Origin of the sequence: Gilvibacter sp. (assembly GCF_013214815.1) — a bacterium.
GTDB lineage: Bacteria > Bacteroidota > Bacteroidia > Flavobacteriales > Flavobacteriaceae > Gilvibacter.
Map to the genome: position 1 here is coordinate 18,844 of NZ_JABSPU010000025.1, position 13,648 is coordinate 32,491.

Consider the following 13,648-nt stretch of genomic DNA (forward strand, 5'->3'; position numbering starts at 1 on the left):
GCCCACTTATTCAATGACTTCTTTTTCTAAGAAGTATTGTACAATGGCTTCTTTCATGAGCACGGTTTGCTCTCCTGCCTTTAAAGGGGGTAAAGGCGTGACTACTTCATAATGCGGCCAGCCGTCTTCATCTTCAAAATCAAAGCGGTAGTAACCATAAGGCTCCAACAGACGGCAAATGGCAATATGCATGAGATTGACCTTGTCGTCTTTTTTAAAACGACGGTCAAATTGCCCAAACTCCTGTAAACCGATCAGGTAAATGATCGCGTCTAGGTCCAATGGGGCGCCTTCACCAAAGCGCTCACTGATCATTGCGGTTACCGCTTCCCAACGCTCCTTAAGTAATGGATCTCTTGACATACTGTGGTTTGAACAACAAAGATACGCAGCCCAGCGTTTGATTTGTATATTTATCGCAAATTAGCAACATGAATAGCTTAGATTTAGCCCTAGTGGTGATCATTGGTCTTGCAGCCTGGGGTGGCTGGAAAAAAGGTCTTTTTGTAGAAGTAGCTTCCCTGATCGGAGTGGTTGCCGGTGTTTTTGGAGCGATTTACTTCTCTGGATACGCAGGCAATTGGCTAGAAAATTCCTTTGACTGGGAACAGAAATACATCAACCTCTCTGCTTTTGCCATTACCTTTTTGATCATAGTAGTAGCCATTCAAATGGCCGGAAAGGTCTTGACGAAAGTTGCAGATTTTGCGGCTTTGGGTATTCTCAATAAGCTTTTAGGAGCAGTTTTCGGCGGACTCAAGATGGTCTTTATCCTTTCTGTAGCGCTTATGTGGTTCAACAATTGGGGAATGTCTGGATTCATCCTTACAGAAGATCGCAAAGAAGATTCTATACTCTACGCCAATATTGAGCCAATCGCTCCGGCAATACTACCCGATCTGATTGAAGATGCTAAACAGATCATAGATGACACTAAAGAAGATCTGCGTCTAAACGAAGAGAATTAGAGTTCTTTAACGGCGGTGGCAGCCACCCATCCGTCTTTTCCATTACTTAGTTTAATACGCACCCAATCACCATCTTGGTCAATGATCTCCAATTTGGTTCCGGCATGCAATTCAAAAGCAATGGCTCCAGTCTTTTTAGGAGCCTCTCGCACTTCCATGCTGTCTGAAAAAACGATCGCCAAACGCTCGTTTTGAGCATCGGTATAGGTCATATAAGCAGCAGTAAAACTGAAAAGTGTTAAGGCTAAAAGCACAAAAGTTCCCACAAACAGCAGGCGTTTGCGCGAGGTGGTTCCGGAGAAATAATAGCCTAGAAAACACAACACCCCAGCAATGATAAAACCAATTGACAACCAAGCCCACAGGTTACTGGTTAAGCTTCCAATGGTATTGTCATAGGCTCTGGTAAAAACGGTTTTTGGCAAAGGTTCTATGACGTCTACGCGCAAGTTCTCGGCAAATACCAAGTTATTCCGAACTTCTTTATCTGTTGGGTCTAATTGCAAGGCCTTTTCGTAGTAGTAGATACTTGGAGCAACCTCGCCCAATTTGTAATAGGCATTTCCGAGGTTAAAGTACAAAGCCTTAGAGTGCTGTCCCTTTTCTAAAACAGCCTTCCAGTCGTCAATGGCTTCTTGAAAAGCATCGGCTTTGTAGTGTTCTTTCCCCGATTCAAAAAGCACATTAGCGTCTTGCGCACTTAAGGGTGCGACAACAAACAAGAGAATAAGCAGCAGTACCTTTTTCATTACAATTGTTTATCGAGTTGGGTGATCACTAAGGTTGCCTTTTCATAATCCGCAGCTACATTATTACTAGCTCCGGAGGCGTAACGAGCAAATTCACAGCTCTTGAGCAGTTCAATGAATTGGGTGATGGAATCCGTTTGGGCTCCTTTGTCCTCCAACATTTGAGCGATCTTCTCCTTGGCCATCTCTGTGGTCTCAATACGAAGTTTAGCTCGCAAATAATTATGCATAGCTCGCTCCAGGGACTCGTAGAATAGGGCAGAATCTCCCAAGTTCTTCTTAGCTTCAGAAAGGTATTTTTTGACCAAACGATCAGCTTTACGCTTGCGTTGACCTTCTGCATCTGCCAAACGTTCTTTGCGCTTCTTCCCAGCAATAATAAAGATCGGGATCAACAATAAAGGTCCTCCCATCAGCGACCAATACAATGCAGACTTGAAAAATGTCGGTGATGCAATGGGTTGTAAGGAAGATTTTAGTTTGATATAATTGAACTGATCTCCTGTTTGAATGATGTTTTTGGTGCCTCCGCCAGCCGTTGCTGTATTATCATCGGCAGTGGAGTCCGAAGAAACCGGTCCGTTCTCAACAGTGATCACAGTTCCGTCAGAAGTAATGGTTTTATAGGTCTCGGTGGTCAAATCAAAATAAGAGAATCGCAAAGGTTGAACCGGATAGGTTCCCTTGAATTGCGGAACCACCGTATACACCGTGGCTATGGAGCCACTCATTCCACTTGAATTGGTTTTAATATTTTCCTCACGCTTGGGGTCATAAACCTCCAAAGTGCTTGGCAAAGTGAGTTCTGGCAAGTTGAATAACTTCAGATTACCATCGCCCTCTGCTTGAACACGAATCTCCAAAGATTCATTGGCATCCACTTGATTGCGCGATGCACTAATATTGAATTTAAAATCCCCAACGGCACCTGTAAAGTTGGCGGGCTTGCCTTCTTCTGGAAGCGGTTTGACGTCAATAGTCAAATTCCCAGCTGCAACGGTTTGATTTACGGTGGTGGTCAATCGGCGTCCGAAGAAATCCCGTTTATTACTCAAAACTTCCACAGGGACATCCAACACTAAGGGCTCAATGTTGAGTTCTCCGGTTTTCTGCGGATAGAGTACCGCTGTTTTAAGGATGACATAACGGTAATTACGGCCTTTGAACTTCCCTTCAAAGACGCGCCGCTGTCTGTTCTCTTTAACCTGACTCCAGAAATCAGCATATTTTGGAATGTCTATTTCCCGCCATGCGCGAGTCACACTTACGTCCTCGGAAACATAGAGCTTATACGTAACAGCAATGGCTTCATTGAGGTATGGATTGCGTTTGGATACCTCAGCCACCAAATGCACGTTCTCACTGGCTACATACTCGGCATTATTACCATCTTTGGGCACATCTACTGCAGCAGTGACTTCAATGGTTATTGGCAAGGTTTTATAAAGTTCACCGTCAATCTCAACTGTAGCTTGTTTAATGGTAAACTTACCGCGAGACATCGGAGACAAAAAGTAACTAAAGGTTTTGGAGTAGGTCTTCTTACCGTTTGCGTAAATATTGTTCACCGATTGATTCGGGCCACCAACAACACGGAAACCGTCAAAATCTGGAGGCGTAAAGTTGTCTCCATCCTTATTCATTTGAAAGTCGATACGCACGCGCTCATTGATGCCGAGCTTCTCTTTGCTCGCCGAGGCATTGAACTGTACCTGAGCCCAGCCTTGGAATCCGCACAGTGCAATTAAAACAAATAGTATCGATCTCATCTTCTCCATCTTACCAATCCTTCGCAGATTTTACCTTAGGTCCTTTCTTCTTTTTGACGTTCATTTTCTCCTGAACTTTCTGCTCTTCATTATTCATGGCTTCTAGCAGGCTCTCAATTTGCTCTTTGGAGAGCTGTCCAGGTTGTTGTTGTGGCTGTTGTTGCTCTTGAGGCTTATCCGGCTTATTAGGATCGGCATTCTTTTCTTGCTCGTCTCCCGGTTGATCTTGCTGCTGTTGTTGATCGTTCTGATCTTGCTGATCTTCCTGCTCTTCTTGTTCCCCGTCATCCTTAGGATCTCCCTGGTCACCTTCATCTTTGTCCTCATCGTCTTTATCCTCGTTGTCGTCGTCACCTTCACCGCCGCCGCCATTCTGCTGCTCCTTTTCTAGCATCTCTTTGGCTAAGGCTAAATTGTATCGGGTTTCGTCATCGGTAGGATTGTTGCGCAGCGCATTTTTATACGCCTCCACAGCTTCTTTGTACTGTTGCGAGTTCATCAAAGTGTTCCCTAAATTGTGGAACGCTTTGTGTTTTTCGCTTTTAGAGGTAGCCACTTCTGCTGCTTGCACAAAACGTCTCATGGCCTCATCATTCTTATCTTTCTTATAATAGGCGTTCCCCAAATTGTATTTGCTCGCGGCAACTTGAGGCTCCATAGAGATCGTCTTTCTGTACAAGGCCTCACCATCGATAAACTCATCCTTGTTGATAGCCACATCAGCATCGGCACGATACGTTTGAGAATTCTTCGCAAATGCCTCCGGATCTTCTTGGGCAAAGCTCAGTGAGCTTGCCGATGCAAACAATAAAAACAGTATGATCTTCAATGATGTTCTCATGTGTCCTTCTCGTTAAATAGATTCAATCCTCTTAACCACGCGGTTTTACGCTCTAAAAATAAAATATCCAACAGCAAAAAGAAGACAGCGGCCGCCAAGAACCATTGAAATTGGTCTTTAAAGTCTGCGACTTGCTGCGCATCAAAAGTAGATTTGTCCAAATTGTTCAAAATCTCGTTGACTCCGTCTACCAAATCTGCTGTGTTATTACCGTTCAAATAAGCTCCTCCCGAAGCCTCTGCAATATCCTTCAAGGTCTGCTCATTGAGTTTGGTGCGCACCCGATCTCCATTCTCATCGCGCTTATAACGAATCAAAACACCCTCGCGTTTGATTGGAATCCAAGCGCCTTCTCCATCATCCTGACCTACACCAATGGTGTAAATGGTAATGCCTTGTCTAGCAGCTTCTCGAGCTACTTCCGCAACTTCTCCAACATGATCTTCTCCGTCAGAAACAATGAAAAGCACACGATTGATTTGGTCTTCATCATTGTAATAAGTCTGGGACAAATTGATGGCCTCATTAATGGCCGTCCCCTGAGAAGACACCATGTCTGTGTTCATGTTGTATAAGAACATCTTGGCCGAACCAAAGTCCGTTGTAATTGGCAATTGCGGAAACGCACTTCCTGCATAACCTATAATCCCAACGCGATCTCCACCTAAGGTGTTAATCACCTCACTAATGAGTTTTTTCGCCTTTTCTAAGCGATTGGGCGCAATGTCTTCTGCCAACATACTCTTGGAAACATCCAAAGCAAAAACCAGATCAACTCCTTCTCGTTTAATGGTTTTTAACTCCGTTCCGATCTTTGGATTGACCAAGGCCAAAACCAAACTAACAAAAGCCAGCCCCAAAACAAGGGCCTTTAACCAAGTTTTAATACTTGAACGCTCTGGAGAGAGTCTATCAAGCAGAGCCTGATTGGCAAAACGACGCTGGGTACGCTTACGCCAATACAGCACGCCAAGCAGCAATACCAGAAGAACTGGAATTACACCTAACAAATAGAAATATGTCATTTCTTCCCACTGTATCATCAGACAAAACTTCTAAAAAGGGTGTAACGTAATAGCACTTCTAAGAGTAAGAGTCCAAAGGCTACCAAGGTTAAATTGCGAAACATTTCGCTGTAAGTAGTGAACTTGAATTCTTCAATTTCCGTGCGCTCTAGGGTGTTGATCTCATCATAGATCTCTTCCAGTCTGGTGTTGCTGGAAGCTCTAAAATATTTTCCTCCTGTTTGGGCGGCAATATCCTTTAAAAGGTCTTCATCAATCTGTACCGGCGTTTTCCCGTAGTGGAAATCTCCATTGGATTTTTGACCTATAGGCGACATGGCCAATCCATTGGTCCCCAAACCAATGGTATAAACTTTTATGTTGAATTCTACCGCGAGCTCGCTGGCGATCTTCGGATCGATAAAACCAGTATTGTTCACCCCGTCCGTAAGCAAGATGATCACCTTGCTCTTAGCTTCGCTTTCTTTAAGACGATTGATCGAGGTGGCGAGTCCCATTCCAATGGCGGTTCCGCCTTCAATGATACGGTTGTATCTAATGGAATTCATAGCAGACAGTACTATGGTCTTATCACTGGTGAGCGGCGTCTTGGTATAGCTCTCACCCGCATATTCTACTAAACCAATTCTGTCGTTAGGGCGTTCACTGATAAACTGAGAAGCCACTTTTTTAAGTGCCTCTAAGCGATTCGGCTTTAGATCTCTGGCGAGCATACTTGCCGAGACGTCAATGGCCATTACAATGTCAATCCCTTTAGTGGTTTTGGTTTTGGAGTTTTCGCTATAGGTTCGCGGTCTGGCCATAGCGGTGATCAAGATCACTAAGGCCGCGATCCGCAGTATAAAAAGCAGCGGCTTTATTTTACCCAGTAAATTACTGCTGGTCTTAAATCCGTTCAAACTAGAGATGCGCAAAGAAGCCGTTTGCTTGTCGCGCTTGAAATAATACCATACCCCTGCCGCCGGCACCAAAAGCAGGAGCCAGAACAGTTCTGGATTTACAAATTCAAAATTCAATGCGATCATTGGGCACCTCCTATTTGCGGTAAACTTTGGTTTACTTCTAGTTCTATTGATTCTGTGATGCGTTTCACCACCTTTTCCATGTATGGATCTTCTCCGTCATAAAGTATTCTCACTTGACTGAGCAAGCCAGGCTGTGAGAAGAAATAATGCTCATATTTGATCTTTCTTCCTTTGTCTCCGTTGGATTTGGTCTCGTTGAAAGAACCGAAAACGCGAGTCCCGCTTAGGCCTTTCCCCGTATTAAAAGATTCATCTTTGATCAAGAGATTCTGAGCCCCGTTCTCTTCAAAGATCTGTAGCGTTTCGTCAATTAGCTTTTTGACGTCAGATTGCTGAGATAGGTTGTATTCGGTGACATTAACCGTTACCGAAAGGTCATCACTTTCTTCACCCAATTGAAAGATCTCTATGTCTTTGACTTGAGCATCGGAGCCTTCTGGCAATTCTACATCAACACGATGTAAAATCTCTGGAGTGGTCAAAATGACCAAAGGATTTCCGTATTCACTGGTATACCACTGGCCTTCTTCGAGCATCTCTTTGGTAGCATCACCAATGAAGGTCTCTTTAAACTTCTGATAGCCCATCACGTTGGCTGTGATCACTATTGCTAATAAAATGACCGTTACACCTCCAAGGCTTCCTAAGATCCAACGCTTTCTGACTTCTTTTCTGCGGAGCTCTTCCTGGTACTCGAGGTCTTCCAAAAGATCTTCCTCCGTAGGTTCTGGAATGGCTTCTTTAGTAAGATTTACCACCTGTTCAATCTCCTGTCTATCCGCAGCAGCGATCTCCTGAGCTATTTCTTGCTTGGCAAACTTTACCAAGTCCGCACGTCTTAAAATGCTGTCTAAGGCTCGGATCATATTATCGCTAAAGGCAAAACTACCTGCATCCTTATGCATTTGTAAGCGTGTAATAAGCTCTGCGGAAGTACTCTCCAAAGCTGTAGCATCAACCTCTCGGTCCAAATAACGCTTGACAATCTCCGTCAATGCAGAATAATAATCTTTGGAACCCTTTTGAGAGGATAAGGGAGAGTCATCCAAAGCCTTTAATGCAGCAATCGCCTCATCATAAGCTGGAATCAACTCCTCAGCTTCTTCTAATTCTTTTTTGCGCTTTAAGAACCAATAAATTCCAAAGCCAATGGCGGCAACAGCCAATAAGATCCATAACCAACCAAAACTCGCCGGGCGATTGCCCACATCCATCTTTTCACGGATGTCAAACATCTTTTGCTTGGTGGTATCAACAACAACATCGTCAATCTCGACCAATAGCGAATCGGTAAAGAAAGCTTTCTCACCAATGACCACCCGCTGTCTTGGGATCAAGTACTGGCCCGAATCAAATTGGGTCAATCCGTATTCCTTGATCAAAGTCTGTCGCTGTTGGTTGTAAGATGTATCGATAGGATAGCTTTCAATGACCTCTAAGGGAAGAAAAGTTTGCCCTTCTGGCATTTGAACCAGATCCGTAGAGTCTGATTCTACTACCAGTCGGTAGCGCAGCTCTTCACCAATCTTGATCTTGGTAGAATCTAACTCTGCTCGAACCTGAGCCTGCGCATAGCCCGCCACTATACATAGCAGCAGGGCGATGATTCGCCCCGTATAAAACGGCTTGTATGTTTTGCGTTTAGACAACTTAGGCTCTGTTTTTAAAGTATCCCAATAGTTTTTTCACGTAACTCTCGTCGATTCTACAAGAGAGTTGTCCACTGCCGCTTTTCAAGAATACCTCTTGAAAATATTCCACGCGATCGCGGTAATGGCGGTTGTAATTTTTTCTGACGGATTTAGATCCTGTATTGACCAAAAGGGTCTCCCCAGTTTCCCCGTCTAACATCTGTACCACCCCTAGGTTGGGAATCTCTTCCTCTCGAGGATCGTAAATGCGGATTCCGGTCAAGTCGTGTTTACGGCCAACAAGCTTTACCGTGTCCTTGTATCCATCGGCCATAAAATCAGAAAGCACAAAAACAATGGCTTTCTTCTTCATGACGTTGATCAAATATTTTAAGGCTTGGTCTAAATCGGTTCGGCGGCTTTTAGGCTCAAATTCCAACAACTCACGAATGATGCGCAGAATGTGTGATTTTCCTTTTTTAGGCGGAATAAAGAGTTCGATCTGATCTGAAAAGAGCAGCAGTCCGACCTTGTCATTATTTTGTAGAGCCGAAAAAGCTAAGGTTGCGGCAATCTCCGTAATGAATTCTTCTTTGAATTGTTCCTTAGTACCAAAAAGTTCAGAACCACTGACGTCTACCAAAAGCATCATGGTAAGTTCGCGCTCCTCTTCAAAGACCTTCACATAAGGCTCGTTGTAACGGGCAGTTACATTCCAGTCAATGTTACGCACGTCATCACCGTACTGGTATTGACGCACCTCGCTAAAGGTCATACCACGACCCTTAAAGGTAGAGTGATACTCGCCCCCGAAAATGTGGTCGCTCAGGCGGCGGGTTTTGATCTCTATCTTGCGAACTTTCTTAAGAAGTGCTGCTGTATCCATTACTCTTTTGACTTGGGTTTGTCTTGGTTAGTAAGGTGCGCTTCTATGGTACTTCGATCTGATTGACAATCTTGTTGATGATGGCTACGGAGTCAATATTTTCAGCTTCAGCCTCATAAGTAATCCCAACGCGATGACGCAGTACATCGTGTACCACAGCACGAACGTCTTCTGGAATTACATAACCTCTACGCTTAATGAACGCATAGCATTTAGAGGCCATGGCCAAATTGATACTCCCACGAGGTGAAGCTCCAAAGCCGATCAAGCCTTCCAATTCGCTCAATCCGTATTGCTTCGGATTACGTGTCGCAAAGATGATATCCAGAATGTACTTCTCGATCTTTTCATCCATATACACTTCACGAACGGCTTGTTGCGCTCTTGTGATCTGTTCTAGCGTTACCACTTGGTTCACCTTTTCAAAGGCTCCTTTGAGGTTGGCGCGAATGATCAATTGCTCTTCCGCCTGCTGCGGGTAGTTAATTACTGTTTTTAGCATAAAACGGTCAACCTGAGCCTCTGGCAGCGGGTAAGTTCCTTCCTGCTCAATTGGGTTTTGGGTTGCCATTACCAAGAACGGACGGTCCAGTTTGAAGGTCTCATCTCCAATGGTCACCTGCTTTTCCTGCATGGCTTCCAGTAAGGCCGATTGCACCTTAGCTGGCGCACGGTTGATCTCATCCGCCAAGACAAAATTGGCGAAAATCGGTCCTTTTTTGATGCTAAAATCGTTCTCTTTGATGTTGTAGATCAGGGTTCCGATCACATCCGCCGGAAGTAAATCTGGAGTAAACTGAATACGGCTAAAACTGCCGTGTACTGCTTGAGATAAGGTATTAATGGCCAAGGTCTTTGCCAGACCCGGAACCCCTTCAAGCAAGATGTGTCCTTGCCCGAGTAGTCCTATCAAAAGGCGCTCTATCATGTGCTTTTGCCCTACGATCACTTTGTTCATTTCCAAAGTAAGCAGGTCCACAAAGGCGCTCTCTTGTTCTATTTTTGCATTTAATGCTCCTATATCAACACTTGCCGTAGCTTGTTCCATAAATGCTCTTTTTTCTGAATTTTTTTAGATGGTAATTTTAGTATGCGCAAATTGCCCATTTTCTGCGAAAACTCTTGTTAACAGTTGGTTAAAAGTTCTTGATAAGATAATGAGCGCTAATGCCTGAGAAATAAGCGTTTTTTATAAATTTTAAGACCTGTTTTTAAGAGGAAAATAACGTTTGGATTCAGGAGTGAAATTTTGCGCATCTAAAAGTGCAAAAAATTGCATTATTTTCAACAATAAAATTGCCTTAAAAGATGAAAAATTCCATTGCTTTAATTACCGGTGCAACCTCAGGGATTGGTGCGGCCACTGCCAGACTTATGGCTAAAGAAGGCGTAAAATTGGTTCTGTGCGGACGCAGAGCTGAGCGTTTAGAAAGCATTGCGCAAGAACTTTCTGCATTAACCGCAGTACACACGCTACAATTTGATGTTCGCAACCAAGATGCTGTAAATGAATCGATTGCAAGCATTCCTGATTCCTTCAAATCTCTGGACATTCTGATTAACAATGCCGGAAATGCACACGGCTTGGACCTCATACAAAACGGCAGCAGCAACGATTGGGATGCCATGATGGACATCAACGTCAAAGGCCTGCTTTATGTAACTCAAGCAGTATTACCAGGAATGTTAGCCCGAGAGAAGGGACACATCATCAATATTGGTTCTACCGCGGGAAAAGAGGTGTATCCCAAAGGCAATGTTTATTGTGCTAGCAAGCATGCCGTTGATGCCATTAACCAAGGTATGCGAATGGATCTCAATGGAACTCCAATCCGCGTTGGCGCGGTAAATCCAGGCTTGGTACAAACAGAATTTAGCGAGGTGCGCTTTAAGGGCGACACCGAAAAGGCAGATAAAGTCTACCAAGGTTACACGCCTTTAAAACCTCAAGATGTCGCAGAAGCGATCTGGTTCGCCGTGACCAGACCTCCTCATGTAAACATCGCCGATCTCACCTTGATGTGTGTGGATCAGGCGTCATCCATGATCGTAAACAAGACCGTGTAAAGGATGATCAACAAACGTCTTTTGGTCAAATACCTGCTCGCACACAATGACGAGAGCAGCTTTTATGATAAAAAGCGCAAGATTGACATCGGATCCAAAGAAGGCAAAGCCAAATTTTTAAAGCACATCTGTGCTTTGAGTAACTCCAACCCAGCCAATAACTCGTATATCATCATTGGTGTTGAAGACAACAACAACGAGATTTTGGGGGTGGACTTCTTTGACGATTCTAAGATCCAAAACCTGATCAACGCCTACCTGACCAATCCGCCGCAAATTCAATATGAGAACATCAACTTTCCCGATCTGGAAGACGGAAAAGTAGTAGGATTGGTAACGATTAGACCCATAAACGAAATCACTTCCTTGCGCAAAAACATCTGGAAGTATTGGGGTGGGACGGTGTTTTTTAGAGAAGGTAGCATCTCTAAACCGCAGGTCTTTGATATTGAATTGGTGGATCACAATTCTGAGATCGTTGCGGCCATAGAACAGCACGCCAGAAACAATATAAAACTTACTTTGGATGGTGTGATTGACTTTATCAATAATAGACATTCCGATATGCCCTCCCACTACCGCGTTTTTAAGGAGCTGTTCGTGCTCTGTTGGGCAGGCCATACCAAAGAAGTGGATGAAGAAACCTATTATTCACGAGTGGATATTGAGCTGATCAACGAACAGAAACGATTGTTCTATTCGGCCCTGGATGAAGTCAGCATTAAATACAATGACGACTATTTCAAAATTGTGGAATATGTCTCGCTGGGGTTAAACAATCAGACCAAATACTATCCTTTAGAAGAGGTGATCATTAAGTTTGAGGACAACGGATCTTACACCATTGAAACGGATTTACTCTTTGATCCGCCACAGTTTGATAAAAAGACACTCCATCATTTTTACAACGCCAGCAACGCCCTTTTGGACAAGCTTAAAAAACAGATTCCGCTAACTAAAATGGAGACCAAGGACATCCGAAATCTTCCCAGCACCTATTTGATCTGCTACCTCAACGATTTTTCTGATGCCAAGGATCGATTAGTTGAGGCCAAACCCTATTTAAAAGCCTACAGTAAGTCGGTTTATGAATCCTACAGAGAGTGCATTAGAATCCTCAGAAAAGTCAAGTATAACTAAGGGCCTAGTGGCCAAAGTGTAACAAAATCCGTCCAAGTACACTAATCAAACGGAAGCTCGGCTTAGTAAAGTAATGTTAACCTGATTAAGTCGCTAATTTCCTATCTTTAACCATCAACATTAAACACTATCTACCTATGGGGCTTTTTGACAAGATTAGAGAGAAACTCAGCAACGAATTTATTGACATTGTTGAGTGGCTGGATTATACGGATGATACGATCTGTCATCGCTTTGAACGCTATCAGAATGAAATTAAAAACGGAGCACAACTCATTGTGCGTGAAGGACAAACGGCGGTCTTTATCAATGAAGGAGAGCTGGCCGATGTCTTTGAACCGGGAACCTATACATTAAACACCGAGAACCTACCGATCCTTGCCACTTTAAAAGGATGGAAGTATGGCTTCAACAGTCCTTTTAAGGCGGAGGTTTATTTTGTAAACACCCACTTATTTACCGATGAGAAATGGGGAACTAAAAACCCTATCACACTAAACGACGACCGTTTTGGACTGGTAGAGATTCGCGCTTTTGGAACCTATGCCTTTAAGATCAGTGATGCTGGAAAGTTCATTGTTGACATTGTTGGAACAGACAACAACTTTACCAATTTTGAGATCAACGAGCACCTTAAAAGTTTGATCGCAACCCGTTTTACCGATACCATTGGAGAGGCCAATTTACCGATCGAACTCTACGCAGCAAACTCTACCGAACTCAGCGAAACCTGTAAAGAGGTCATGCAACCTGAATTTGGAAGCGTGGGAATCTCGCTGGAGAAATTCTTTATTGAAAACGTCTCTATGCCGGAAGATCTTAAAAAGGAGATCTTTGAGTACAGTCGTATTGATAAACTGGATCTGGACAAACTGGCCAAGTTCAAAGCAGCCAAAGCCATCGAGGCGGCAGCCGCCAATGAAGGCGGAACTGCCGGCGCCGGAATGGGCATGGGAATGGGCTTTGTGCTCGCACAACAAATGGGAAGCCTTATGGGAACTACAGGACAAGCTGCAGCGCCTGCAGCGGCTCCTAGTGGAGCCGTGCCGCCACCAATGCCAGCAGCAGTGCAATACTATTACGCCTACAACGGACATCAAGCGGGGCCCGTAAGTTTTGAGCAGCTACGCGCATTATTTGCCAACCGAACCGTGAACAAAGATTCCTTGGTTTGGAAACAAGGTATGGGAGCTTGGGCACCCTTAAAAGACGTTGAAGAATTAAAAGCCTTTTTAGGAGGAGCGACCCCACCGCCACTGCCTGCTTAATCTCAGAACCCACATAACCGATGGAGGCTGCACAGCCCAAGTCTAAATCAGAATTAAAGAAGGCCTGCATCAATTGCGGGGCGGAACTCCTTTATGCTCCCGGAACCACCGAGTTGCAATGCGAATATTGTGGCCACAGTGAAACCATTACTACGGAGGAAAACAGCTTTGAAGAGCTGGAACTTCGCCCGTATTTGGAAGAACTTGGACACCTTTCTCACAGTGAGGTGATCTCGCTAATTCAGTGTAAGAATTGTGGAGCTAATCAGCATATAGAAG

13 protein-coding genes and 1 pseudogene are annotated in these 13,648 nt (G+C 44.2%); 5 read left to right on the forward strand and 9 right to left on the reverse strand.

What is annotated here, in order from left to right:
- Positions 1–6: 6 nt before the first annotated feature.
- Entirely contained in the window at positions 7–363 is a 357-nt protein-coding gene (locus tag HRT75_RS07200) for a hypothetical protein (protein WP_291184493.1), read from the reverse strand.
- A 68-nt stretch (positions 364–431) separates the two neighbouring features.
- Between HRT75_RS07200 and HRT75_RS07205 the strand changes: the two genes are divergently transcribed.
- Positions 432–968 carry a CvpA family protein gene (locus HRT75_RS07205; protein WP_291184496.1) on the forward strand — a complete coding sequence of 179 codons (537 nt, stop codon included), beginning with the start codon at positions 432–434 and terminating at the stop codon, positions 966–968.
- Here the strand turns inward: HRT75_RS07205 and HRT75_RS07210 are convergent.
- The 8 genes from HRT75_RS07210 to HRT75_RS07245 are packed head-to-tail and all read right to left on the reverse strand — an operon-like array spanning position 965 to position 9,942.
- A complete protein-coding gene (locus tag HRT75_RS07210) occupies positions 965–1,717 on the reverse strand; it encodes a tetratricopeptide repeat protein (RefSeq protein ID WP_291184499.1) in 753 nt (250 codons plus the stop codon). The genes HRT75_RS07205 and HRT75_RS07210 overlap by 4 nt on opposite strands.
- Positions 1,717–3,486 carry a BatD family protein gene (locus HRT75_RS07215; RefSeq protein WP_366665032.1) on the reverse strand — a complete coding sequence of 590 codons (1,770 nt, stop codon included), beginning with the start codon at positions 3,484–3,486 and terminating at the stop codon, positions 1,717–1,719. The genes HRT75_RS07210 and HRT75_RS07215 overlap by 1 nt, the downstream gene beginning before the upstream one ends.
- Positions 3,487–3,496: 10 nt before the next feature.
- The gene (locus tag HRT75_RS07220; protein ID WP_291184505.1) at positions 3,497–4,327 is read right to left on the reverse strand and encodes a tetratricopeptide repeat protein; all 831 of its coding nucleotides are present in this window, start codon (positions 4,325–4,327) and stop codon (positions 3,497–3,499) included.
- On the reverse strand, positions 4,324–5,370 hold the full coding sequence (locus HRT75_RS07225) for a VWA domain-containing protein (protein ID WP_291184508.1): 1,047 nt from the start codon (positions 5,368–5,370) through the stop codon (positions 4,324–4,326). Before HRT75_RS07225 ends, HRT75_RS07220 begins: the two co-directional genes overlap by 4 nt.
- Positions 5,370–6,374, reverse strand: a complete 1,005-nt coding sequence (locus HRT75_RS07230; RefSeq protein WP_291184530.1) for a VWA domain-containing protein — start codon at positions 6,372–6,374, stop codon at positions 5,370–5,372. Before HRT75_RS07230 ends, HRT75_RS07225 begins: the two co-directional genes overlap by 1 nt.
- Positions 6,374–8,026 carry a DUF4381 family protein gene (locus tag HRT75_RS07235; protein WP_291184511.1) on the reverse strand — a complete coding sequence of 551 codons (1,653 nt, stop codon included), beginning with the start codon at positions 8,024–8,026 and terminating at the stop codon, positions 6,374–6,376. Before HRT75_RS07235 ends, HRT75_RS07230 begins: the two co-directional genes overlap by 1 nt.
- A 1-nt stretch (position 8,027) precedes the next feature.
- Positions 8,028–8,894, reverse strand: coding sequence for a DUF58 domain-containing protein (locus HRT75_RS07240; RefSeq protein ID WP_291184514.1), 867 nt, complete (start codon positions 8,892–8,894; stop codon positions 8,028–8,030).
- A gap of 43 nt (positions 8,895–8,937) precedes the next feature.
- Positions 8,938–9,942: a MoxR family ATPase gene (locus tag HRT75_RS07245; RefSeq protein ID WP_291184517.1), complete on the reverse strand. Its 1,005-nt coding sequence runs from the start codon at positions 9,940–9,942 to the stop codon at positions 8,938–8,940.
- Positions 9,943–10,202: 260 nt separating this feature from the next.
- Between HRT75_RS07245 and HRT75_RS07250 the strand changes: the two genes are divergently transcribed.
- From HRT75_RS07250 to HRT75_RS07265, 4 genes and pseudogenes are all read left to right on the forward strand, one after another.
- Positions 10,203–10,961 carry an SDR family NAD(P)-dependent oxidoreductase gene (locus tag HRT75_RS07250; RefSeq protein WP_291184520.1) on the forward strand — a complete coding sequence of 253 codons (759 nt, stop codon included), beginning with the start codon at positions 10,203–10,205 and terminating at the stop codon, positions 10,959–10,961.
- 3 nt (positions 10,962–10,964) lie between these two features.
- Positions 10,965–12,101, forward strand: a complete 1,137-nt coding sequence (locus tag HRT75_RS07255) for an ATP-binding protein (RefSeq protein WP_291184523.1) — start codon at positions 10,965–10,967, stop codon at positions 12,099–12,101.
- A 137-nt stretch (positions 12,102–12,238) separates the two neighbouring features.
- On the forward strand, positions 12,239–13,369 hold the full coding sequence (locus HRT75_RS07260; RefSeq protein WP_291184525.1) for an SPFH domain-containing protein: 1,131 nt from the start codon (positions 12,239–12,241) through the stop codon (positions 13,367–13,369).
- 20 nt (positions 13,370–13,389) lie between these two features.
- Positions 13,390–13,648, forward strand: a pseudogene (locus HRT75_RS07265) (DNA helicase PriA); the annotation flags it as partial.

Excerpts from the sequence above, each read along its gene's own strand:
- HRT75_RS07245 (WP_291184517.1), bottom strand. The coding sequence starts at position 9,942 with ATGGAACAAGCTACGGCAAGTGTTGATATAGGAGCATTAAATGCAAAA.
- HRT75_RS07260 (WP_291184525.1), top strand. The coding sequence starts at position 12,239 with ATGGGGCTTTTTGACAAGATTAGAGAGAAACTCAGCAACGAATTTATT.
- HRT75_RS07210 (WP_291184499.1), bottom strand. The coding sequence starts at position 1,717 with ATGAAAAAGGTACTGCTGCTTATTCTCTTGTTTGTTGTCGCACCCTTA.
- HRT75_RS07225 (WP_291184508.1), bottom strand. The coding sequence starts at position 5,370 with ATGATACAGTGGGAAGAAATGACATATTTCTATTTGTTAGGTGTAATT.
- HRT75_RS07215 (WP_366665032.1), bottom strand. The coding sequence starts at position 3,486 with ATGAGATCGATACTATTTGTTTTAATTGCACTGTGCGGATTCCAAGGC.
- HRT75_RS07205 (WP_291184496.1), top strand. The coding sequence starts at position 432 with ATGAATAGCTTAGATTTAGCCCTAGTGGTGATCATTGGTCTTGCAGCC.
- HRT75_RS07255 (WP_291184523.1), top strand. The coding sequence starts at position 10,965 with ATGATCAACAAACGTCTTTTGGTCAAATACCTGCTCGCACACAATGAC.
- HRT75_RS07240 (WP_291184514.1), bottom strand. The coding sequence starts at position 8,894 with ATGGATACAGCAGCACTTCTTAAGAAAGTTCGCAAGATAGAGATCAAA.
- HRT75_RS07200 (WP_291184493.1), bottom strand. The coding sequence starts at position 363 with ATGTCAAGAGATCCATTACTTAAGGAGCGTTGGGAAGCGGTAACCGCA.
- HRT75_RS07250 (WP_291184520.1), top strand. The coding sequence starts at position 10,203 with ATGAAAAATTCCATTGCTTTAATTACCGGTGCAACCTCAGGGATTGGT.
- HRT75_RS07220 (WP_291184505.1), bottom strand. The coding sequence starts at position 4,327 with ATGAGAACATCATTGAAGATCATACTGTTTTTATTGTTTGCATCGGCA.